Here is a 24,409-nt window from a genome sequence, read left to right as displayed (position 1 = left end):
TGGCGCCACCTCGGTAGCCATATTTATCTTCAAGGTATTATTTGCCAGGTTATGGATAACAGGATAGGCAATTTTATATAAGGTTTTCACCCAAAATGCCCTGTCTTGCGCACCGCTTGTTATCACATTTGGATTCTTTTTCCTTCCTGTTTGTGCATGGGTAACCGGGTTTGCGGTTAAAAATATGAACCCCATTAAAAAAGCATATTTAAAATTGTTCATGGCTAATATTATCATTTTATTTTGTACTTATTTCGAAAAATATACTTGCTCCTGCCCTAATGTTCTCTGTAAGGTATACATCAGTTATTTTTTCATCTTTGTAATTAACACCCAGATGCACAATTTGGCCACTGGCAGCATTTCTTACTATCAATTGCTTCAGATCTTTTACTTTAATCTTTTTTTCAATTTGCGACCATGCGATCTTTATGGTCTGATTATTATTAGTTGATGTTCCATTGCATGCCTCAACATACATGCTTTTATCGTTATGCGCCAAGTTTAAACGGAACATCTCGCTACCAGCCAATAAAAAGGCCCCAACACCATAAACATCTGTATCGTCATAACCAACTTGATCAGGTGCAGCACCCTGAGCTTGTACAAACCCCAGTTTTCCATCCGGATGGACAGAAGCACTAAGTGCATTCCATGCCTTGGAAATTACCTTCCCGTATTTTTTGTAGGGGATAAGCCCGTTATTTACCCCCCAAGCCAGTGCATAACCGATAAAACCTGTACCGCTGGTCTCTTTAGAAGGGTAACTTTCAGGATCCAGCAAACTTGCATGCCAGCTGCCATCTTCCTGTTGCAGCGACGCCAACTTCTCAGACATATTTGTAAATAGTTTCACTAATCTCTTACGTTCCGGATGATTTTCGGGCGTCACCGATAACAGACGAGCTAAACCTGCAATTACCCATCCATTGCCCCTGCTCCAGAATACCTTTGTCCCATTTTTCTCCTTTTTACCAAAGTAACGGCTGTCCCTATAAAAAAGAAACTCATTTTTATCATATAAATACGCAGTAGATTTCCACCAAAGTGCTATTGACTTATCCAGATACTTCGTATCTCCTGTTGCCTGCGTTAAATACCCCAGAGCTGGAGGCCCCATAAACAAGGCATCGCACCAAGCCCATTCCCGTGTATAAATACCATTGTTCCATTCCAGACTTTCCAAGTGTGGTAACAAAACAATGGTATCTGCTAAGGCTTTAAACTTCTGAATATATTCGGGTCTTTTATAAATGGTGTATAGCTGAGCATAAAGCTGACCGACACAATAGTCATCCGCAAAAAAACGGTATTTACCTGTGTTCCATTTATTATCCACACCAATTTGTATTAATTTATTATAATAGCCTTCCTCATTTGCGAGTTTAGCCCAGGCTATCATACCTGCATACATCGCTCCACTGGTCCAATCCTTTTTCGAGTTTTTCCATCCCGCTGTCTCTAAGTTACTCCATTGCCAATCGGCAACTTTTTTCATTTGGCCAAAAATAGTACTTGCTGAAGGTGGTTGCTGAGCATTGATTTTCTCAAAAGAGAAAAGGACGAAGAAGAATAAAATTATTTGTTTCTGCATTTAATTCGTGGTTTTAATGATCAAATAATACGGTTTAATCATTTTGCTGTTTATTATAATAGTTTGATATGAAAAATTGTTTATCTGCCAGGAGGGTTTTCTCCTTTAAAACGGAACCAGTTAAAATCAGCATAACCACCCTCACCTTCTTTTTTGGTACTGAAATTCAATAAAGCAAAATGATTACCCGTCCATCTATACCCATTAGACATGTTAAGTTGATTACCAAATGAAATGAATTTCTTCCCATCCAAACTGTAGGCAAACGTCGCTTTAAAATCAATATGTGTAACATTAGCTTTTATCCATATTTTATTGAGCGTAAATAAATTACTGTCAATCACTTTATTATTGTTCACCATGATTAATGTTTTTTTATCCCCATCTTTCCTTACAGCGATATAGGCATGTGGAGATTGCAAAATTCCAAATCCTGCAACATTACCATCTTTTAAACCCGATATATCCATTTCAACAATTCCTTCGGAAACTGGTCCTTGCACCCTTTGGGTAAGCGTATTGCGGGCCATTGTTAAATCATTTGCAAAGGAAGCATGCAAACGCATATAACCTTTTCGTTCCTTCAATGACCATTTCTCGTTATCCGGATTATGGTTCCACTGCCATTGCAAGCCTAATGAAGATTGGTTAAATTCATCAGAAGTGGCAGGTACTTTTACAGGATAGGTTTTGCCAACATTTGGTTTTTTATAGATTGCGACCCCTTTGCCATCTATACCCAACATTGGCCAGCCATCTACCCAAGTAACGGGTTCTAAGTTTGGAACCCGGCCTATTGCACCGCGATCCTGCATGATCATAAACCACCAGGAACCATCTTTAAGTTGCAGCATTCCACCTTGATGTAAAAAATTTCCAGGATAAAGAATGTCGTCATGAATAACTATTTTCGATTCGTAAGGACCATACACGTTATCTGATCGCAAACAAACCTGCCTACCCTTTGACCCACCCGTTGTACCTAAAATATAGTACTTCCCATTCACTTTGTACATATGCGACCCTTCCAGGTAAGGATAATCGCGATTATTGTAGATTTCTCTTTGGGGTGTTTTTACTGATAAAGCATCTGCATTTAATTCGGTGATATATAGTTTTTCTTGTCCATGCGCCACGTACACTTTTCCATCATCATCAAAAAACAAACCTGGATCATACATATACTCAGGAAAAATGGTTCTCTTCCATGGGCCTTTGACATCTTTTGCTACACACATAGAATAGCTACCCTTTGCACCATTCCTGCTGGGTGTACAAAAACCAACATAAAACGACCCATTATGGTGCCGGATCGTTGCTGCCCAAGACCCATTGCTGTACATAGACCCTCCTTGTAAGTTATAACGCGGGTCCTCATCGTATTTATCGACTGCGTAACCTGCCATCTCCCAATTCACCAGATCTTTGGATTTCAGAACTGGACAGCCAGGCACATACTGCATACTTGTAGCTACAAAATAAAATTCATCCCCTACCCGAATAAAATCAGGATCGGCCCAATCGCCCCAAAGCAAGGGATTCTTAAACGTTCCATTGCCATTATCTGCAGTCCATATACTGGTGCCAGGCTTCTGATTAACATTTTGAGCCTGGCTAAGCTGAAGGCTGAACAGGCTAATGCTGATGATACTAAATATAATTTTTAAAGACATTTGATGAATTGATTTACCAGCCTGGATTTTGAATAAGTTTATCTGAAATATTGATTTGAGTGGCCGGAATAGGCAACAGGTTCATTTTAGGCTCTACAAATACCGAAGCTGGCTTAGGCAGGTTAAACTTCTCATAAGTAAAACTACCATTTGCATTCTTGGTGATCTTCATTCCGGTAAGTATGGTACCATAGGTACTTGCCCCAATTTTCCATCTGCGGATATCCCAGAACCGGTGATCTTCAAAAGCCAATTCTATCCTTCTTTCATCTCTGATATATTTACGCATCTGCTCCTGGCTGAGCCCGGCCGGGAGGTCAGCAGGGCTTAAACCTGCCCGGTCTCTTATTTCTTTCATCGGAGCATAAGCTAAAGCGGTTTGCCCCGATTCATTTAAAGATTCGGCATAGTTTAAAAGCACTTCCGCATACCTCATAAAAGGAAAGAAATGTTCAGTACCGCCCGTTGACCCGGTTACGTCTTCACTCATCATCTTTCTATTGTAATATCCAGTTTGCGTACCTGGTGTAATAAAGGGAATACTAAGCCCGTCATTAGGTGCATTAAAATAAGTATTTATAGGCTGTTTTGTATTTGTAGACGAATTAAGCCATGCTGCACCATTGTAAATTATTGACCGATAAAATCTCGGATCGCGGTTTACATACGGATTCTGTGGATCGTAACCCGAGCCAGGTTCTGTAATTGGTTTTCCATTCTTCATCGGGTAGGTATCTACATAATCACCATTGGGAGAGTTATGGTAAGAACCGCCCCTGCTGGAAGGCAGATGCGAGTTTTCATAGGTGCGGTTACTTCCTGCAAGCCTTACAAAAATCATTTCTCTGTTAACCCGTTGAAGAAACACATTATAGAACCCTTCAGCAGTCGAGTTATTACCACCAGTGCCTTGTAACAGGCTATAAAAATTCAGGTCAATAACGGCTTTTGCCGCATCGGCCGCCTTTACCCACCTGTTCTGATTGGCAGTAGGATAGCCAAATACCGGGTTAGGATCTGCCGCACCACCATTAAACAGTGGACTTGCGGCAAAAAGCAGTACCCTGGCCTTTAATGCCATGCAGGCACCTTTAGTTATTCTTCCATGATTATAGCCTTCTGTTCCAACATACTCCATAGGCAAATCAACCGCGGTTTCATCCAACTCTTTTACCACATAGTTTACACATTCTTCGTAACTGCTCCTGGGAATATTAAAATTGTCGTCTAAGGTGAGTACCTTATCTACAATCGGAACGCCAGCATAATGTTTCATTAACAAATGATAATACCAGGCACGTAGAAAACGTGCTTCTGCTTTCATACGTCTTTTTAAATTAGCAGACAGAGGCGCCTCATCTACCCGGTTTATAAAGAGATTGGCCTTTCTGATCGACTTATAGGTATTTTTCCAAATATTATTAAAAGGATCAGGCAAAGAACTGGCACTGTAATTCCCTTTCTGAAAAGCAGATGCGGGTGACACATTTGCTGTTGTCCAACGTTCATCAGACTCATCACTGTACTCTGACAAGGAATTGGATGTATTGATACGCGTAGTCATACTTTCCGGGCCGAGGTCGGCATAGATACTGGTTAATAGCTGTATGGTACGCACACTATCGGTCCAAACATCCTTATCGAAGATATCAGACTGTGTATCACCTGTTAACACACCATCCTTTTTACAACTTGACATCATGATTACGGCAAGCATTATTGCTGTTATATAGCTTAATAACTTCATAAACTGTTAAAAATTAAGGTTTAATCCAAAACTGTAAATCTTTTGCTGCGGATAATTCTCGCCACGGCCACTTGGTGATTCGGGATCCATTATTTTTAATTTATCCCAGGTAATCAGGTTTGCGGCATTGGCATAAATACGCAAACTCTCTACTCCAATGCTTTTTAAGATGGCAGGAGTTAGGCGATAGCCTATTTCAACATTTTTTAAGCGTAAATAATTGCCAGAACGAAGCCAGAACGTTGAGGTTGTTGGCCTGTTGTTTGCCCCGCCGCTGGCCAGGTGCAGTTTTGGATAGGTCGCATTGGCCGCATTATCAGGTGTCCACCGGCCAAGGTGCAGTTCCTGAAAATTACCTATATTGTCATAAATCAACTCATCAGATGGACGCACACTACTGTTTGCGGCCCCCTGCAACAGGAAGCTGCAATCAAAACCCTTAAAGTCAAATCCCGCAGATAAACCATAAGTGGTATTCGGAACCACTGGATAACCGATAGGTCCTTTATCATCATCATTTATAATTCCGTCACCATTCAGATCCGCATACTTCAGATCACCAACTTGTGGGTTAAATGTTGTTTTGGGGCTATTGGCTAAGTCTTCTGCATTTTGATAATAGCCAATCCATGTCCATCCATAGGGCTGGCCAACAGACTGTCCGGTTTGCTGAAGCCAAGGGTATTTCTTATGTTCCTCATCCCGCTCAATTATTTTATTCTTCGCCACAGAAACATTACCTTTTACAAAATAACCCACCTTGCCGGTTTTATTGGTATAGCCAATTTCAAGTTCAAAGCCCTTGTTTTTTACCTTGCCCAGGTTGACATCAGGAAGTGTAATTCCAACAATGTCTCCTACGGTGGTGCGGGTAGTGATGATATCGTACCGATAATTGTTAAAGTAATCGAATGTTACATTTATTTTCGATTTAAATAACTGGGCATCAAATCCTATGTTTGCTTTTCGTTCTTTCTCCCAGGTAAGTTGATCGTTCCCTAATTTACCTTCTGCAAGACCATTTAAGGTTGTATTTGAATCACCAAACTGATAGCTTCCAGATGGCACATAGGTACTCAAATAAGCGTAGGTCGTTAAGTCGATACCTACATTATCATTTCCTACTATACCATATGAACCCCTGATTTTAAAGTAATCAAGAAACTTGATGTCATTTTTTAACCAAGGTTCTTCAGAAACTACCCAACCTGCCGATGCCGCTGGAAAGAAACCAAAACTGTTCTTATTATTAAATTGATTCGATCCGGTATACCCCAGGTTAAATTCAACCAAATAACGATTTGAATAATTATACGTTGTACGTCCAACCCAACCCAGATAGCTAATCTTTCGTGTCGGATCAGGAACCCCGCTGCTGTTTACATAAACCTTTGAATTTTGATTATACAGGGCCATTGCCGTTACGTTATGCTTACCAAACTGGTGCTGGTAGTTCAGCGAAGCTTCAAGATTAGTGGCCACCTGAGGTGCTAAGTTCTTGGTGCTTAACTGAAATGGCCTTAAAACCGGATAAGTAGTATTGAATAACGAGTAAGTATCATTTGTCGGGTTATAGCGGTAGGTTGGATATCCGTCCCTGTATAAATCCTTTTCAGAATATTGTGTATTGTTAAATGAAAAAGCCCCCTTTGCAGATAAGCCATCCAACAGGAAATCCAATTTTTGTTCTGCACTTAAATTTGAGGTAAGTACAGAGTTGTAGCTCCTGTCGTAGCCTGCCAGGGTTAACTGTGCAATCATATTGGGGTGCTGGTTACTTTGAGGAGGGGCAGCAAACGAACCATCCGGATTATAAATTGGAAATGAATAAGGCGCAAAACCGGTACGAAGCAACTGGTTAAATACAGAACGGCCGGCTTCAGCCGGATGTGGTTGATTGGTGTTTTCTAATCTGGCCGATAAATCCAAGCCGATATGAAGTGTTTTATTTACCTGTACATCTACATTTGACCTGAAATTATACCGCTTAAAATAGTAACCATTGTCGGTTTCACTGTCTTTAAAATTCTTAAAAATCCCGTTTTGGTTTAACAGACCCGCTGAAACAAAATATTTAACTATATCCGTACCTCCAGAAACGTTCGCATTGAACTGGGATTGCAATGAATAGGGTTGCAGAACTTCCTTATACCAGTTAACATTTGGATATAATGCTGGATTTGAACCTGTACGAAATGCTTCAAGCTGTGTATCTGAGTATGGAAAATTAGCTCCCTGACCATCATTCACATAACTTTCCTTCAACAACAAAAGTGAATTATAAGCATCCAGAAATTTAGGTAAGCGGGTAGATGCCTGAACACCTGTCTGGCTGCTTATAGATACTTTTGCTTCACCGGTTTGCCCCCTTTTTGTGGTTACAATGATTACTCCGTTTGCACCACGAATACCATATACTGCAGTAGCAGAAGCATCTTTCAAAATAGAGATGTTTTCCACCTCGTTCATATCAATCTGCCCAATATTATCTTGTTGTACCCCATCTACGATAAGCAATGGCCCCGTTCCGGATCGGTAAGTACTAACACCCCTAATTTGCAAAGTAGCCCCATCTTTTCCTGGCTGGCCACTGTTTTGTTGTGAAAACAGTCCTGGCAGGCGCCCGGCTAATGCATTTGTAAGATTGGCTACGGGACTTTGCTTCAGCTCCCGTCCACCTATGCTCGATATTGCACCTGTCAATGTGGCTTTCTTTTGTTTACCAAACCCAACTACCACAACATCATTAAGTCCTTCTACATTTTCCTCCAGGGTTACATTGTAAATATTTTTTGCCTGCAATTTTTCGGTTTTTGATTTATAACCAATTCCGCTAAATAACAGCACACCCGCCTCGGGGGCTCCTTTTATAATAAATCTCCCTTTAGTGTCTGTAGTAGCACCTATTGAGGTACCCTGTATTTTAACATTAATACCTGGCAAAGGCCCGGAAGCATCCGTAACCTGCCCGCTTATTGTTTTGTTCTGTGCCAAAACCATCAGCACCTGCAACATAAACATGAATATGACGTATATTTTCTTCATTTTTTAAGGATTACATTAAATTTTCCTAATTCCATCCTGGATTTTGTGTAAGCGAGCTGTTTTTTTGAAGTTCTGTATAAGGAACAGGGTATAAATACATTTTTGCAGCATCAAATGTGACTTGTTGTACCATAACCGTAGGATCATAACTAAACGTATTATCAGAGTTTTGAGTAATCCTCATCCCTCTTAAATTGCCATTTAACACATCCGAAGCAATTTTCCAGCGGCGTATATCCCAGAAACGGTGTTCTTCAAAGGCAAGTTCAACACGACGTTCGTTTCGGATAAGCAGCCTCATTTGTTCTTTATTTAAGGAGCCTGATGCAATAGTTGTAGTAATTCCCGCACGTGTACGGATGTCATTTACGGCCTTATAAACCGAGGCATCCGGAGCTGCCAGGAATTCATTTTCTGCCTCAGCATAGTTCAACAACACTTCTGCGTAGCGAAATATGGGAAAATTATGAGTTGCATTCGAAAACGCTGCATCAGAGCCACTGGTGGTCATAAACTTGCGCATATAATAGCCCGTTTTTGTTCCTGTTCCTATGCCAGGTTTAGTATTATTTTTTCCACCAGTAAACGTTTCAATCGTAGTGCCCAACCAGGAAAAACCATTATGAAATATGGTCAGATAAAATCTGTTGTCCCGGTTTTTGTATGGATCATTGGCCACGTATCCTGATCCGGTTTCATTTATACCTTTTCCATTTTTCATAGGAAAGGCATCTACCAGGTCCTGTGTCGGATTCGTCATCCCTTGTCCGGCTCTTCGAAAACCCGGAGGTTCATTTAAACTTTCTATACTTGTATTGTCTGCTTGCTGATAGGCCAGAATAAACTCTTTATTATTTCTGGTCGTAAACATGTTGCCGAAATTGCTTTCCAGACTATAGGTATTCAGTTTAATTAGTTCATCAGCCGCTTTGGCTGCAGCATTCCATCTTTCAGGATCGTTGGTTGGATTATATAATGGACTTGCATTGTACAGCAATAACCTGGCTTTTAGAGCCAGTACCACTCCTTTTGACATTCTGCCCAAATCTCCTGTGGTAAGCGTTGCGGGCAATTTATCCTTCAGATCATCACATTCAGACAAAATATAATTTACACATTCACCCCAGGTGTTTCTAGGCAGGTTCATATTGTCATCCAATGCAAATACCTTGTCGCCGATCAAGGGAACACCAGACCAGCGCTTCAGCAATTCAAAATAGAAAATGGCCCTCAATGCCCTTGATTGATTAATCAAGGCATCTTTTTTCACATCAGGTATGCCCGATGAGCCTATATTTGCCAGCAACAAATTTACCCTTCGAATTGCACTGTAATTGGCTGTCCATGGGTTTTCAGGTAAATTGGACGGCCCCCATTGCCCGGTTTTAAATTTATCTACAGCAGTTATGGAGATATCAGCACTTAAGGCATCGTCTGCCCCTGCATCAAGCAGATTATTACTGATACGGTTAAACCCCTTTGGCAGCTGACTGTATATACCAGATAAATATTCGTCAATTAAAGTACCTTCCTTATCTTTTGGATTAAAGATATCATTAAGCTGTGTACGCTCTACAGGGAGCTGATTTAAGACATCCTTTTCACAGGATGAAATGAGCAACACAAATGGTATTACCATTAATATGCGATAAAATTTCATATGTTACTATTTAAAATTTAGCAGTTAGACCAATATTATAACTCCTGTAAAGAGGGTAATTACTCAGCAATGACTCTGGGTCCAGGTCTTTTAGTCTTGTTAATGTGAGCAGGTTAAATCCGGAAGCAAACAACCTCAGATTGGACAGCCCTGCTTTTTTTGTTAATGAAGACGGAAGCGTATACCCTAGCTGAACATTCTTCAGTCTCAGATAGTCGCCATTTCTTAACCAATAAGTAGAGATGGTGTGGTTATTAGCGTTGGGTCCAAAACTCAAGCGGGGATAATCAGCCACTGCGGCAGTAGCGGGTGTCCAGCGGTCAAGATGAAACTGTTGCACATTTCCCCCATTGTTTTGAAATTCCCAGGCATTATTACCAATAAAGTAAAAATCTTTATTGGTTACACCTTGCCATAAAGCAAGGAAATCAAAGTTCTTGAATTTTAACCCAACCGAGCCAGCATAATATACCGGTGCATTGGTTTTTCCTATAGCCGTTATATCATCTTCATTAATGATATTGTCTCCATTCAGATCTTTATATTTTATATCACCGGGTTGCAATTTCATAGAAAACTGCTTTGGGCTGGCGTTAATTTCTTGATCACTTTGAAAAAGACCCAAAGCCACTAAACCATAGACTTGTCCAATTTGCTGGCCAGTTTGTTCCTGATAGGTATACTTTCTGGCTAACTCCTGGATATCAATCACCTTACTGGCAGATAATTGTGCATTACCGTTTAGACTTAATTCAACTTCTCCAATTTTTTTAACATAGTTTAGACCAATTTCAACTCCATTATAATTGTATTTACCAATATTTTCCAGTGGATAAGTTGTTCCCAGTAAAGTATTTGAATTTCCTCTTTGCTGAAGTACCCTGTAACGAAGATTATTATAATAATCAATATTCAATGTAAGGCTGTTTTTTAATACAACAGCATCAATTCCGATATTAAAAGCCTTGGTTTTTTCCCAGGTAAGATTAGGATTTCCCAGGGAAGCTTCCGTCCATCCGGCCATGCCCGTGCCTGTACTTCCAAAATAATAGGTATTTGAACTGGTACTGTAATAAGGTTGATAAGCAAAATTAGTGGATCTGTCAAATCCTAAAATACCCGCAGATGCTTTAATTTTTAACTGATTAAAAATACCATCCTTCAAAAAATCTTCTTTAGCCATATCATATCCTGCGGATATGGCCGGAAAAAAACCATACCGCTTGCCGCTCATGTATTGTTCTGTTCCCTGCCAGGCTACAGAAACATCGGCAAAATACTTTTCTTTAAAGGCATAACTACCTCTGGCAAGTAAACCCTGGTAGGCGTGTGTAAGGGTTGTTCCAATATCATATTGATCCCAATTGTATTGTAAAACAGCGTTTACCGCATGATCACCAAAAATACGCTGGTAATGTAACCCTGCATCATAATTTAATCGTCTGGAAAAACTGTCATTATAGCTGTTGCTATTGGAATAACTGGTGTTGTTGCCAAACTGAGTATAACTCTGCACCACATTATCCTGATTATAAACCGGTTGAAAAACAGCAAAATTTGATCGGCTACGATAAATAGTATTGTCGTAATAAGAGGTATAATGTATAGATCCGTTAAGTGACAGACCTTCTGTAATAAAGCTAAGTTTCCGGTTTAAATCAGCATCGATAAAAATTGTTCTCCGGTTATCTCTGGTATATCCTGTTTGATACAGCTGTCCAAGTATATTCTTGGTATATAAAGAATTTCCTGACAATGACCCATCGGCGTTATACATAGGATAAGCATTGGATGGTGTTTGCTGAATCTGATCCAGAATACTTCCAACACCAGCTCCAGGGCTATTTGCCTGTTCATATTTGCCTGCAAGCTTTAAAGAGATATTTAAATTTTTGTCTATATCTACGTCAACATTAGATCTGAAATTGTATCTGTTGATCGAATTGTTCGTATTAAAATTATTTGGGCCATCCTTAAAAATCCCGCCTTGATTCTGGTTCTCCAAGGCGATAAAATATCTGGCAGATTTACCACCTCCCGAAACATTTAAATTAAAACGGTTAAAACTATACCGCGGTTTAAGCGTAGCACCATACCAATCTACATTTGGATAACGATAAGGATCTGTACCATTTTTATAGCCTTCTAAATCTGTCTGGCTGTAAATCTGGGGACGGCCATCGTTTACCGACGCTTCATTAGCCAGAAGTGCGTAATGGTAAGCATCCAGGTACTTAGGCAAATAAATAGATTCCTGAATAGCTGTTTGTGCCGAAAAGTTTATGATTTGTCTGCCAGCAGCACCCCGCTTTGTTTGCACCAGTACAACACCATCTGAACTGCGCATACCCATAGCTGCAAGTGAAACAGGATCTTTTAAAACAGTAATGCTCTCTATCTCATTCGGGCTTAATCCGTCCAGATCTCTAACTGCCCCATCTACCACAACGATCGGATTTCTTCCTCTCAAGCTCAAAAAAGAGCGATCGGTACCACTAGCAATTGACTGTGTGGTGATCAAGCCATTTAGTCTTCCACTAAGCATATCACTAACATTTGGAACCGGAATATCAGATAGATTCTGAGCATCAATCGTTGCTATAGAACCCGAAAAAGTGGAGGCTTTCTGTTTGCCTGTTAAAGTGCTGTACACATTATCCGTATTGCTTTTCTGAAGAAATACATCAACATTTCTCCCTTTAACTTTTTGCTCCTGTTGAACATATCCTTCCAATTCATAGAGGAGGACATCATTCACACTTACTTCCAGACTATAATACCCTCTGGCATCTGTATGAGTACTTCGATCCTGGTTCTTAATACGTACAAGTACACCTTGCAATGGAGATCCGTACTGATCTTTTACTTGTCCTTTAATTGATTTTTGCGGGTCATGGTATCCATGTCCATAAAGTGGTGAAGCGTATCCACCATTGTAAACCAGCAACCCGGCTGCTACAATGAAAATCTTTAAGTAAAATCTTTTCATACGCCCCTCCTGATTTGCTTAATACAATTCAAACATTTACTGTTCATACGTTTATTGGTTTAGGTTTAAACCATTGAGCAAATAGCATCAATGGTGTGAGGTAAATTTGATACTAACCTTCAACATATGATGACGACGATACTGTTTAATTTGTATGAATATTTTGTGTTTTAGCGCATTTCAGCACCCTTGGGATGCATTTAGGAGTTTATATAGTCGCGAGGGGTCTGACCAAATTGTTTCTTGAACTCCCTGGTAAAATAACGGGAATCAATAAATCCAACCAGGCCCGAAACCTCAGAAATATTATACCCGGAATCTTTGAGCAAATGAGCCGCTTTCTTTAACCTGATACTTTTGGAAAAATCATTTACCGTCATCTCTGTCAATGCTTTTACCTTTTTATAAAGAACAGACTGGCTCATCCCCATCCTTCCGGCCAGAAGATCCACTCCAAACTCCCGGTTCTCCATTCCTTCTTCTATGACATTAATTAGTCTGGAAAGGAACTGCTCATCCATAGTATTCAGCAAAGTATTACTTGGTGCAAAGATGAACTGCTTGCGGTATTTACTGCTGATTTTCTCCCTTGAATCAAGTATATTCTTCACATTTAACTGCAAAATCTTTATACTAAATGGCTTGGTGAGGTATAAGTCTGCTCCTTTACTTAAACCACTAATCTGATCTGACTGGGTATCCTTTGCCGTTAACAGGATCACCGGAATATGACTGGTACGTTCATCTGACTTGATTTCCTGGCAAAGCTCAAAACCATTCATATTAGGCATCATAACATCGCTGATGATCAAATCAGGAATCTCAATCTTTGCCAGTTGCAATGCACCGGCACCTTCAGTACACTCCAATATTCGATATTCTGGCTCCAGTAAATCTCTTATAATCGCCCTTAATTCTTCATTGTCTTCTACAATCAGAATGCTAAAGCTTTTATCAGATGTAATACTGGTTTCATTTTCTTCTTTAAAGATCAAAGCACGCTGTAATGGCAGTCTAACTATAAACTGTGTAAATCCAACTTTACTGGTCAGATTAATTTTCCCTTGGTGAAGTTCAACAATATGCTTGCTTAAAGCCAGCCCTATACCATAACCCGTATTTTGCACCGCATCATCTACCTGAAAATAGTTCGTAAAGAGCTTATCAAAATATACCGGAGAAATTCCCGTGCCTGTATCCGAAACTGTAATGACCACCTCATCTTTTACGACACCAGCTTCAAGGCCAATTTTGCCTCCTTCAGGCGTAAATTTAAAGGCATTTGAAAGTAGATTAAACAGTACTTTTTCCAATTGTTCCTTATCGAAATTCACTAAAAGCGGGCCATGGGGACATACAAATGAAAAATCCAGCCGCTTCTTTTTGCAAACCTCTGTAAAAGAAATATAAATATCATTCAAAAAACCAACCAGATCATGTTCCTTGAGATGAAGCTTTAAAGTTTCAGATTCTGCCTTTCTGAAATCCATTAACTCTGTAACCAGAGACAACAACCGGTCTGCATTCTTCTTAATCACCCCGAGTTGTTTATGAATAAAGTCATGTGGTTTACTCTCGTCTATAACCTTTTCCAGTGGAATCATGATTAAGGAAAGATGAGATCTGATCTCGTGAGATATGTTGGTAAAAAAATTAAGTTTATTCTGATGCAGCTCTTCTTCTCTTTTTAAGAATTGCCGCAGATAAAAGAAACGAACAATAAAGAAAACAACAATTGCAACCAGAATGGTATACAACAGGTATGCCCACCAGGTTTTATAAAGCGGAGGCAGGATACGGATACTCATATGCTCTGCTTTACTCCACACGCCATCGTTATTTGCCCCTTTTACAGTAAAAATATAATCTCCAGCTGGCAGATTGGTATAAGTTACCTGTGGCAAAATGCTTTCATTCCAGTCCTTATCTATCCCATCCAATTTATAGGCATACCTGTTTTTATTGGATTTTATATAATTCAATAAAGCGAATTCCAGTGTAAAAATGTTTTGTGCACTACTAAATACCAACTGAGGTTTAAACAGGATATTGCCAGACAGTATCTCCTGTGATTTTCCGGGCCGAACTTCTTTATTAAACAGCTTTAAGCCAGTGAATACCACCGCAGCCTGATCATTATTTCGCCTGATATCCAACGGAGAAAAATAGGTTATGCCGTTCATGCTTCCAAAAAACATTTCCCCATTTTTCGCCTTGTACATAGAACCATAATTAAACTCGTCATCGGCCAGGCCATCTGAAATGGTATAATTTTGAAAAGTTTGCTTTTCTGGATTTAGCCTTGACAGGCCGTTTATCGTACTCACCCACAAATCATAGTATTCATCTTCCAGAATCCCAACAACATTATCATTACTTAGTCCATCTTTGGTCGTGTATTTTCGTATTACACTCCTTTTTTCGGGACTATAGCAATACAAACCGCCATGATAAAGTCCAATCCAGATATTACCCTTATGATCTTCCTCTAAACAGTTAAACCAAACAGAATTATCGCCTTTATTATTAATGGCTATTGTAGTGATCTGTTTGTTGTTTTTACTCAAACAATAGATATCTGTACGGCTCAGCACCCACATATTGCCCGCTTTGTCTTCAAAAAACATCTGTACCACCTTGTCCTTCAGTTTTCCGATCAGCGGATTATTTTTTAAGGGGATAAGCTGAGTCCCCTTACGTTGGAACAGGCCATTAATACCAAGTCCACCAATCCAGAACCGATCCTGGCTATCCTCCAGCATTGCACTTATTGACGAACGTTTCGATTCGAAAATGCTGTTACCTGAAAGAAAATGTTTGAACCGGCCTGTCCCTGGGTCGAATAAATTCAGCCCTCCCCCGCTTGTACCTACCCAGATATGATCACTTTTATCTATATAAACGACTTTAGCAAAATTAGAGGCCAATGATGCAGAATCCTTTGGATTGTTCACATAATAGCTGAACTTTTTAGTTTGTTCGCTAAAGTGGTTTAAACCTCCTCCTTCCGTTCCAATCCACAAATCACCCTTTTTATCATACACTATAGACCTTACCACATTGTGGTTAATACCTAAATTATTTTCTTTATGCTTTATCGTTTTAAATGGAGTTTTCGTTCCATAAGAAACATTGATCCCACCAAAATAAGTACCGATCCAAATGTTATCACTTTTGTCTTTATAAAGGCTATAAATGGAATTCTGATTTAAACTTTCAGGATCATCAACATGATTCTGAAAAGATATGAAAGTTCTTTTAATGGGATTAAAAATACATAGACCTCCTTGGGTGCCAATCAGAAAACTGCCATTACCACCACTAATCATCTGTCTTATTGAATTATGAGTAAGGCTGTTTGGATTCCCAGACTGCTGCTCAAAGTGCGTAAAAGATTTCGTTTTACGATCCAGCAAATTCAGCCCTCTGCTCTCTGTAGCCATCCAGATATTTTCATCACTGTCTTCAAGAATGGATTTTACCGGACTATCGCTGATACTGCCAGGCAAACCTGGCTGATGAACAAAGGTTTCAATTCCAGAAAAAACATGACTAAAACGGCTTTTGACCAAACCTTTTCCTGTCCCTATCCATAAATAACCTAAATGGTCCTCATAGGTACATAATACTTCACTACTTGCTAAACCTGGTTCCAGCCCCAGCTTAACCGCATTTACAAAATCAGAAGCCCCCGAAAGTTTTACAAAAAGCCCGTTTTTTGTCCCAATCCAAATATTACTTTTCTTATCCTCATATATACAGGAAATTTCTGGCTGAACTGCTCCTTTTTTATGAACCAAACGAATACGCTTAAAATTATTCGTAACCGGTTCGTAAATGTTTAAGCCGGCGGACGTACCTACCCATAGCTTATTTTCGTGATCAAGAAATAAAATATTGATGTAATTGTCGCTTATAGAGGTTGTATCAGCAGCATTGTTCTTGTACAAGGAAAAACGGTTGCCATCATATCTGTTTAGTCCATAGCCTGTAGCAAACCACATGAGGCCAAAACGATCCTGAACTATACTAAGTACTGAGTTTTGTGAAAGCCCATCTTTCACAGTTAAATGTCCAAAATTTAACTTTTGCCCATTTACATTCAAACTACAGATCCATAGCATAAATATCAGAATACCCTTACCCCCAGCCCGTTTTAAATATTCATACATCAACTCAAAAATCAATAAAAAGATTTAATATTTCTCCTATCTTATTTAATACTTATTGTCGTAAACCACAGGAACTTGTTGCTGTAACCAGATCGTCATCCACGCAGCGCCCATTCTTGTCGCAATAGCTTCTTCCCTGCCCGGATAACTATCTTCAAGATCACCAGCATAGGTATGTCCATCAGCAAAGCGCTTTTGCTGCTCCAGCACTTTATCCGCATGCAATTTAGCCCAGTACTCTCCTTTATGATTTTGAGCCAGCCGGTCCCATCCATAGGTAAAAGCAGCAATATCAAGATTGGCATAGGTGTCATACACATTCACACCCCAATCAGAGCCTTCAGGATAATACACTTCAGCCGTTCCTTCCCTATACATTGTCCCACCGGGTTCCTTATAGGGAGGGGATGAAAATCTATGTGTGGTTACCGAGTAATAAATCTTATCTAAATTAAACTGCGCTGCCTCTGGCGTTGCTCTTCCGGCCAGGGAGAATACAATTGGTGCGTTGATCATAGAAGCCAGCGCATTGTACATCGGATGAATGATACCATGATTGATTACAAAACCAGGCTCTTCCATGTTAGAGCCCTGTACCCAGCTGCTCACCGGACGTCCATGTATAATTCTTGGGTTCTGTAAATCTGAAGGCAGAGCCGTAGCCGCAATTAAATATTCAATAGCCTTATGCAGCCATTTGCCGGAGTGAGGATGGTTCGGTAACATGACCGCAGCCAGATATAATAATTCAGCATTCCAGGCATCCTCTTCAATTTTAGAATCTCCTTTAAAAATTACCTTTCCCTTGCTGTCTTTATAGTAAAGTGGTATTGTGGGCAGAAAGCGATCTGCTTCAGAGACGATCATTTTCAGGATGTTAGCCTGATCCTTCTCTGAAAAATCATCCCATAAAAGCCAGGCAGCGTACCCAGCGTCATAAGCCCAATGAGCGGCCTGCCAGTCGCCCCCCCAAACCTTACGGTGATCATTAGCTTTATGATCATAAGCTACAGAGCTTAGCATCAGGATGGCCTTATCTTTGGCTTCCCGCAAGGATACTCCAGTTATGGCCGGATCATATATCCCCGTTTTAATGGCTATCGCTATACCAAATGACATGGACGCTGGAAAACGATAGCGGTATTCATTAATCTTAGATTTACTTTTTAGGTCGAGATACCCGTTCGAGTCGGGTCGATATTTTTTAATATCATTATACCAAGCTGTAAGTGCAAACTTATTGACATTGAGCAAGGTGGCTTTTACGGTAGTTGTCAGTTTATTATGTGGTGTCTTTTTTTGAAACTTGCTCCAGTAAATTGGCATTACCATCATGGAACGATCGGGTTTCGTACTACTTGAATTGATTTGACTTTTTCCGGAATTGCCGACCATTATCAGCAATAAAATTATTGGAACCACTTTTAAATGATATTTCATATTTGTCATTGTTCAACAGCTGTAAGCTTCCCCGAGGGATATTTGGTTATATACAAGTACTCAAAAAAACGATTATTTTAAAAGAGTCCCCCTTTAAATAAAATATTCTACTAAAAAAGATAAGATTTTCACACAAGACCGCTGCAATTTGTATGGTTGGATTACCGCATCGCAAAAGGCACTGCTTAACGTCAGCAGGGCTATCTAAACTTTTATCAAAATAGCATTACAAAAAATCAAATTTACTGTAGTACTTCAGTTTTGATATTCCGATTTTAGTAAATTAAGAAATGGTATGTAGTCATTTCAATCAAAAAATCAATCACTATGTCTTTTAGACTCTCTGTCCTTCTATTCATCGCAGTGCTCCCTAATTTACTCCCAGCACAACAGCTTCCTTCTATCATTCCCCAACCTGTGGACATGCAAATGAACCCCGGTTTCTTTATTATCGACAACAACACCTCAGTACATTTTGACAAACAGCAAAAAGCAACAAAGCCAGCTGTACAGTTTTTCCTGAAAATGGTACAAAATATTTCCGGATATTCCCTAAAAGTCAATAAGCCAGGAAAAAACACCATAAACCTGATCCTTTCAAGCGCCAGCCATTTCCCCAAAGAGGGCTACCTGCTATCTGTAAGCAATTCCAACATCACCATTAAAGCAAGCAGCTATGGTGGTATTTTTTATGGCATTCAATCCTTGCTGCAAACTTTACCTCAAGTACGGACCAACGAATCTTTACAAGTACCTTGCATGCTGATCAATGATTATCCCAGATTTTCATGGAGAGGGATGCACCTTGATGTAAGCCGCCATTTTTTCTCAGCCGATGTAGTCAAAGAATATATTGATCTGATGGCCCTGTACAAAATGAACACCTTCCACTGGCACCTGGTAGATGATCAGGGCTGGAGAATTGAAATCAAAAAATACCCCAAACTTACACAAGTGGGTGCATGGAGGGTTGATCAAACAGATAAACTATGGGGCAGCCGTCCACAAGCCAAACCTGGAGAACCCGCTAATTATGGCGGATTTTATACACAACAGCAGTTGAAGGAAATTGTAGCCTATGCCAAAACAAGAAATATCACTATTATTCCCGAAATAGAAATGCCAGGTCATGTGGCATCGGCCATTGCGGCTTATCCACAATTGAGCTGTACACAAGTACCTCAACTCCCACTAACCGGAGGAAATTACACCAATATGGCTTCCAATTATTGTGCTGGCAATGAAGCGGTATTCTCCTTCATTGAAGATGTATTGACAGAAGTTATGGAAATCTTCCCCTCTACCTATATTCATATTGGTGGCGATGAAGTAGATAAAGAACCCTGGAAAAAATGCCCTCATTGTCAGCAAAGAATTCAAAAAGAAGGCTTAAAAAATGAAGAAGAACTTCAAAGCTATTTTATTAAGCGCATTGAACGTTTTATCATTAGCAAGAAAAGAAAACTTATTGGCTGGGATGAGATTCTGGAAGGCGGCCTTGCTCCAGAGGCCACCGTTATGAGCTGGCGCGGAGAAAGTGGGGGGATTCAAGCTGCAAAAATGGGCCACGATGTAGTCATGACACCTGGAACCCCATGTTACTTTGACGCCTACCAGGCAGGACCCGAAGGAGAACCCTATGCTGGTGGTGGCTTTAACACCCTCAAAAATGTATATGATTATGACCCTATTCCAAAAGAGCTAAATGCTGCAGAACATCAACATGTACTAGGCGCCCAGGGCAACGTATGGACAGAAAACATATCAACAACAGAACACCTAGAATATATGGTCCTGCCAAGAATGCTGGCCCTGGCAGAATCTGTATGGTCTCCATCAGATAAGAAAAACTGGAGGGACTTCTACTCACGTCTTAAAGTTCATTTTACAGCATTCGATCAAAAAGGTTTACATTATTCCCCAGGAAATTTTACAGTAAAAATTAACCCAATATCTCAAGGCGGAAAACTCAGTGTTAACTTATCTTCAGATTCACCAGAGGCCTCAGTCTATTATACCTCAGACGGTTCTGTTCCTGGATTATCCGCTTCAAAATACACTTCACCTATTCCAGTAGAATCTACCCAAACCATCAAAGCCGTTACCGTACTCAATGACAAGGTGATGAACTTAGTACCGGTAGAACAAAAATTCTCTATCCATAAAGCCATAGGAGGTACAGTGCAATACACCAACGCTCCCTCTAAATATTACCCTGCCAATGGCCCCAACTCCTTAACCGACGGCATACGCGGAAAGTCCAATCCCGGTAAATTCTGGATAGGCATTAGCAACGACGATCTCATTGCTACAGTGGACCTTGGATCGGAGAAAAAGATCAGTAAAGTTGGAATTGGCTGCTTACAAAGCTATAAAGATTGGATATTTCTACCACAAACAGTAAAATTTGAAGTCTCTGCCGATGGCCAGCATTTTCAAGAAATGGGATCTGTTGTTAATGATATTCCAGCAACAGCACTTAATCCAATTATACGCGACTTCGAAACCAAATTTTCGTCCCTAAATGTTCGTTATATTCGTGTAACCGCAACAACTGTAAAAGCATGTCCAAAAGGGCATCCTGGCGAAGGGAAACCAGGATGGACATTTGCCGATGAAATCACTGCAGAATAGAATAGGTTCACAAAAAGATCAATAAAAGCTACACACACAAAATGAATTCCATTAAACGATTACCAATGTTACGCATAGCCTTACTGGCTATTCTAAACCTATCGGTAGCAAGCACATCCTTTTCACAAAGCAAGCCTGTGATAAGAATGGGAGCAACCAACACGCAGTCATTTGACGACAACTGGGCATTTACCAGATATGGTTTACAAGCTGATGGTTCAAGGATTGAAGAACCTCAAAATTTAGAAAGTACAACATTAAATGAAAGCTCCTGGCAAAAGCTAAATCTACCCCACGACTTTGGCATTACCGGTCCCTTTGGAATTGAGCTGGAAGGCGGTACAGGCAAACTTCCCTGGAAGGGAATAGGCTGGTACAGAAAGCACTTTAAAATCCCCGCAGCAGACGCAGGAAAAAGGATCTTTGTAGACTTTGACGGCGCCATGGCCAATGCTAAAATCTGGCTCAACGGCCATTATGTAGGAACATGGCCATACGGGTACAACTCCTTCCGGATGGATTTAACACCTTACCTCTTGATGGGCAAGGAGAATGTACTCGCGGTTCGCCTGGACACTGAAAACTGGGACTCAAGATGGTATCCTGGCGCAGGAATTTACCGCCATGTGTGGCTGGTAAAAACAAATCCCGTACATGTTGGCCATTGGGGTACCTCTATTACCACACCGGAAATCACTGACGCCTCGGCAAAAGTTAAAATGGACATTACCGTTGAAAACCAAAGTAAACTCCCGGTAGAAGCCACTGTTCAAACTGCTATATTTGAGTTAGATCAGCAAAATAAGCCTGAAACAAAAATTACATCTTTCAATACCTCTACGATAAAAATAGATGCGGGTGCGGCGGCAACTACCAATACGCAAGCTACCATTCAGCATCCCAAGCGCTGGGATATTGTTGCGCCTAACCGGTACATCGCCCAAACCACCCTTAGTATAAATGGCAAAGTAGTTGACACTTACCAAACTCCATTTGGCATCCGTACCCTTAAATTTACCGCCCGTGATGGCTTCCAGCTCAACGGCCGCAGAGTCGAAATCCAGGGAACCTGTAACCATCATGATCTAGGTGCCTTAGGTGCAGCCATCAACACCAGCGCATTGCGCCGCCAGCTCAGCATACTTAAAGATATGGGTTGTAATGCCTTACGTACCTCACATAATCCACCCTCACCAGAATTACTCGAATTAGCAGATCAAATGGGCTTCCTGGTCTGGGATGAGGCCTTTGACTGCTGGAAATCCGGCAAACGGAAATTAGATTACAATAAGATTTATGAGGAATGGCATCAAAAAGACCTTGAAGCCATGGTTCACCGCGATCGTAATCATCCTTCCGTTTTTATCTGGTCTATCGGAAACGAGGTAATGGAACAGCGAAATGTAGAAATGACAAAACACCTCGCAGACATCATCAGGAAAGTAGATCCAACCCGCCCGGTTTCCAATGGCTATAACGATCCAGACGGCGGACGCGAATCAGGTGCCGTTGAAGCATTAGACATTATGGGCGTAAATTATTTCTTCAGTCAGCAAGCTAAATGGGATGCCGACCCACGTTACAAAAGCAAACCCACGCTTGGTAGCGAGACCTCTTCTTGTGTTTCTTCGCGCGGCGAGTACTTCTTTGATAATCAATACAAAAACTGGCAAATCTCTTCTTATGATGATGCCTTTCCAGGTTGGGGCTGTTCACCAGATGAGCAGTTTCGCACCAATGCCAAATATCCGCATCTCCTAGGTGAATTTGTTTGGACAGGTTTTGATTATCTCGGAGAGCCAACCCCTTATAATTCAGATGCCACCAATCTGCAAAACTTCCGGAACGATCCGGCTAAAAGGAAAGAACTAGAGTTAAAGCTGGAAGAACTCCGCAAAAAGAATCCACCATCAAGAAGCAGTTATTTTGGCATTGTAGATTTAGCTGGCTTTCCAAAGGACCGGTATTACCTGTATCAATCACAATGGAGACCAGATTGTCCAATGGCACATATTTTACCCCACTGGAACTGGGCGGAACGTATTGGACAAGTCACTCCTGTTCATGTGTATACCTCTGGTGATGAAGCAGAGTTGTTTTTAAATGGAAAAAGCCTTGGGCGCAAAACCAAAACACCGGGAAAAGATTTCCGTTTGGTTTGGGACGATGTAAAATATACTCCTGGCGAATTGAAGGTAGTTTGCTATAAAAAAGGTAAAACTTGGGCTACCGACATCGTCAAAACGACAGGTAAAGCCTCAAAAATCACCCTATCAGCTAATCAACCTGTCATCAAAGCAGGTGGAGATGATCTATCTTATATTACCGTAAAAATAACAGACAAAAATGGACTAATGGTACCCCGTACACATAACTCCATTAAATTCTCCGTACAAGGACCAGGAGAAATCGTGGCCACCGACAATGGAGATGCAACCAGCTTCATCCCTTTTCAAAGCCATGAAAGACCAGCCTATAATGGAATGGCATTGGTTATTGTAAAAGGAAAGAAAGGCCAAAAAGGCAAATTCTCTGTAAAAGCAGAAAGCCCGGGCTTAGGCAGCGCGGTTATAAGCTTGGAAAGCAAATAAAACTAAACCATTCATCTTAAGGATGACAAATCCATCACTTTTTTATAGGGTTTCATCACATTTTATAATTTAAAAGAAAAAGCCTTTGTAGTATTGCTGCATCAAAATTAATCAGCAATCATTAAATGAAGAACCTAAACGAATCCACAAAAATTGAGCTATGGGTAGCTACGGCGCTCATCGTCATTATTTTTATATTTTCAACAATTCAGGCAGTCAGTATCCATAATTTCCCAAACGCTATTCCTTACCAACCTAACTACTGGTCAAATACGTTGTTTAGATATATCATTGTTGCCACCTGCTACTTCTTGCTTGCATTATTTGTGAAACCCGAGCTGGAAAAAAAAGACACCAGGCCTTCCAATGCTATTTTCTTCGTTTATATATTAATTGAGGTTTGCGTTTTCGCAAACCTTATTGACTCCTATCTGCTGATCTTATTGTCTGTAAAGATGATTGCAAACTATTTCAGCAGAGATCTGCAAAACAAAAAAAACCAGCTTCATAGCGATGTAACGGTGCTGATTGCGATAAGTATGTTCCTTCAGGCTTGCTCCGTACTGCTTAACAATCCAATAGTTTTCCGTGCCGCGTTCAGCTTTATTTTACCCATTGCTATAGCAAATTATGCCATCTTGGTTTTCGCTGTAATTCCAAGTCTGATCCATAAAAAATATCGGGTATTAAAATTCATCTGCTATTCATTGTTAACTACAATTCTTTCTTTTGGCATATTAGTGCTTTTGTTTGGCCTATTTGATTCCTTAAATAACGGCACTCTTATAGAGCCGTTGATGGCCATCAACCCTCCTATCCAACTTTTCCTGGTTCCCATATTTGCCTGGAACATATACAAATCAC

General features: G+C 40.4%; 12 protein-coding genes. 3 read left to right on the top strand and 9 right to left on the bottom strand.

The features are described 5' to 3' along the window. The 9 genes from VNZ46_RS26635 to VNZ46_RS26595 all read right to left on the bottom strand — a co-directional run. Positions 1–222, bottom strand: a 222-nt coding sequence (locus tag VNZ46_RS26635) for a hypothetical protein (protein WP_414693541.1), incomplete at its 3' end; no start/stop codon positions are given. A gap of 16 nt (positions 223–238) precedes the next feature. Next, positions 239–1,594 carry a glycoside hydrolase family 88 protein gene (locus VNZ46_RS26630; RefSeq protein WP_325564284.1) on the bottom strand — a complete coding sequence of 452 codons (1,356 nt, stop codon included), beginning with the start codon at positions 1,592–1,594 and terminating at the stop codon, positions 239–241. A gap of 80 nt (positions 1,595–1,674) precedes the next feature. Further along, entirely contained in the window at positions 1,675–3,267 is a 1,593-nt protein-coding gene (locus tag VNZ46_RS26625; RefSeq protein WP_325564282.1) for a glycoside hydrolase 43 family protein, read from the bottom strand. A gap of 13 nt (positions 3,268–3,280) precedes the next feature. Further along, positions 3,281–5,014, bottom strand: a complete 1,734-nt coding sequence (locus VNZ46_RS26620) for a RagB/SusD family nutrient uptake outer membrane protein (RefSeq protein ID WP_325564280.1) — start codon at positions 5,012–5,014, stop codon at positions 3,281–3,283. A gap of 6 nt (positions 5,015–5,020) precedes the next feature. Next, on the bottom strand, positions 5,021–8,059 hold the full coding sequence (locus VNZ46_RS26615) for a TonB-dependent receptor (protein ID WP_325564278.1): 3,039 nt from the start codon (positions 8,057–8,059) through the stop codon (positions 5,021–5,023). Positions 8,060–8,084: 25 nt separating this feature from the next. Then, positions 8,085–9,698, bottom strand: coding sequence for a RagB/SusD family nutrient uptake outer membrane protein (locus tag VNZ46_RS26610; protein ID WP_325564276.1), 1,614 nt, complete (start codon positions 9,696–9,698; stop codon positions 8,085–8,087). 31 nt (positions 9,699–9,729) lie between these two features. Next, the gene (locus VNZ46_RS26605) at positions 9,730–12,708 is read right to left on the bottom strand and encodes a SusC/RagA family TonB-linked outer membrane protein (protein WP_325564274.1); all 2,979 of its coding nucleotides are present in this window, start codon (positions 12,706–12,708) and stop codon (positions 9,730–9,732) included. A 200-nt stretch (positions 12,709–12,908) separates the two neighbouring features. After that, positions 12,909–16,880, bottom strand: coding sequence for a hybrid sensor histidine kinase/response regulator transcription factor (locus VNZ46_RS26600; RefSeq protein ID WP_325564272.1), 3,972 nt, complete (start codon positions 16,878–16,880; stop codon positions 12,909–12,911). 45 nt (positions 16,881–16,925) lie between these two features. Further along, positions 16,926–18,320: a hypothetical protein gene (locus tag VNZ46_RS26595; RefSeq protein WP_325564270.1), complete on the bottom strand. Its 1,395-nt coding sequence runs from the start codon at positions 18,318–18,320 to the stop codon at positions 16,926–16,928. A gap of 327 nt (positions 18,321–18,647) precedes the next feature. On the opposite strand from VNZ46_RS26595, the gene VNZ46_RS26590 reads away from it, so the two are divergent. The 3 genes from VNZ46_RS26590 to VNZ46_RS26580 all read left to right on the top strand — a co-directional run. Continuing rightward, a complete protein-coding gene (locus tag VNZ46_RS26590) occupies positions 18,648–20,954 on the top strand; it encodes a family 20 glycosylhydrolase (protein ID WP_325564268.1) in 2,307 nt (768 codons plus the stop codon). A 65-nt stretch (positions 20,955–21,019) separates the two neighbouring features. Then, positions 21,020–23,545 carry a beta-galactosidase GalB gene (gene galB, locus VNZ46_RS26585; RefSeq protein ID WP_325564266.1) on the top strand — a complete coding sequence of 842 codons (2,526 nt, stop codon included), beginning with the start codon at positions 21,020–21,022 and terminating at the stop codon, positions 23,543–23,545. A gap of 125 nt (positions 23,546–23,670) precedes the next feature. Then, positions 23,671–24,409: hypothetical protein (locus VNZ46_RS26580; protein WP_325564264.1), on the top strand; the 739-nt coding region annotated here is incomplete at its 3' end.

It is taken from the genome of Pedobacter sp., from assembly GCF_035566355.1.
GTDB lineage: Bacteria > Bacteroidota > Bacteroidia > Sphingobacteriales > Sphingobacteriaceae > Pedobacter.
The sequence above is the reverse complement of the archived record's forward strand: the minus strand, read 5'-3'. Positions and strand labels throughout refer to the sequence as shown.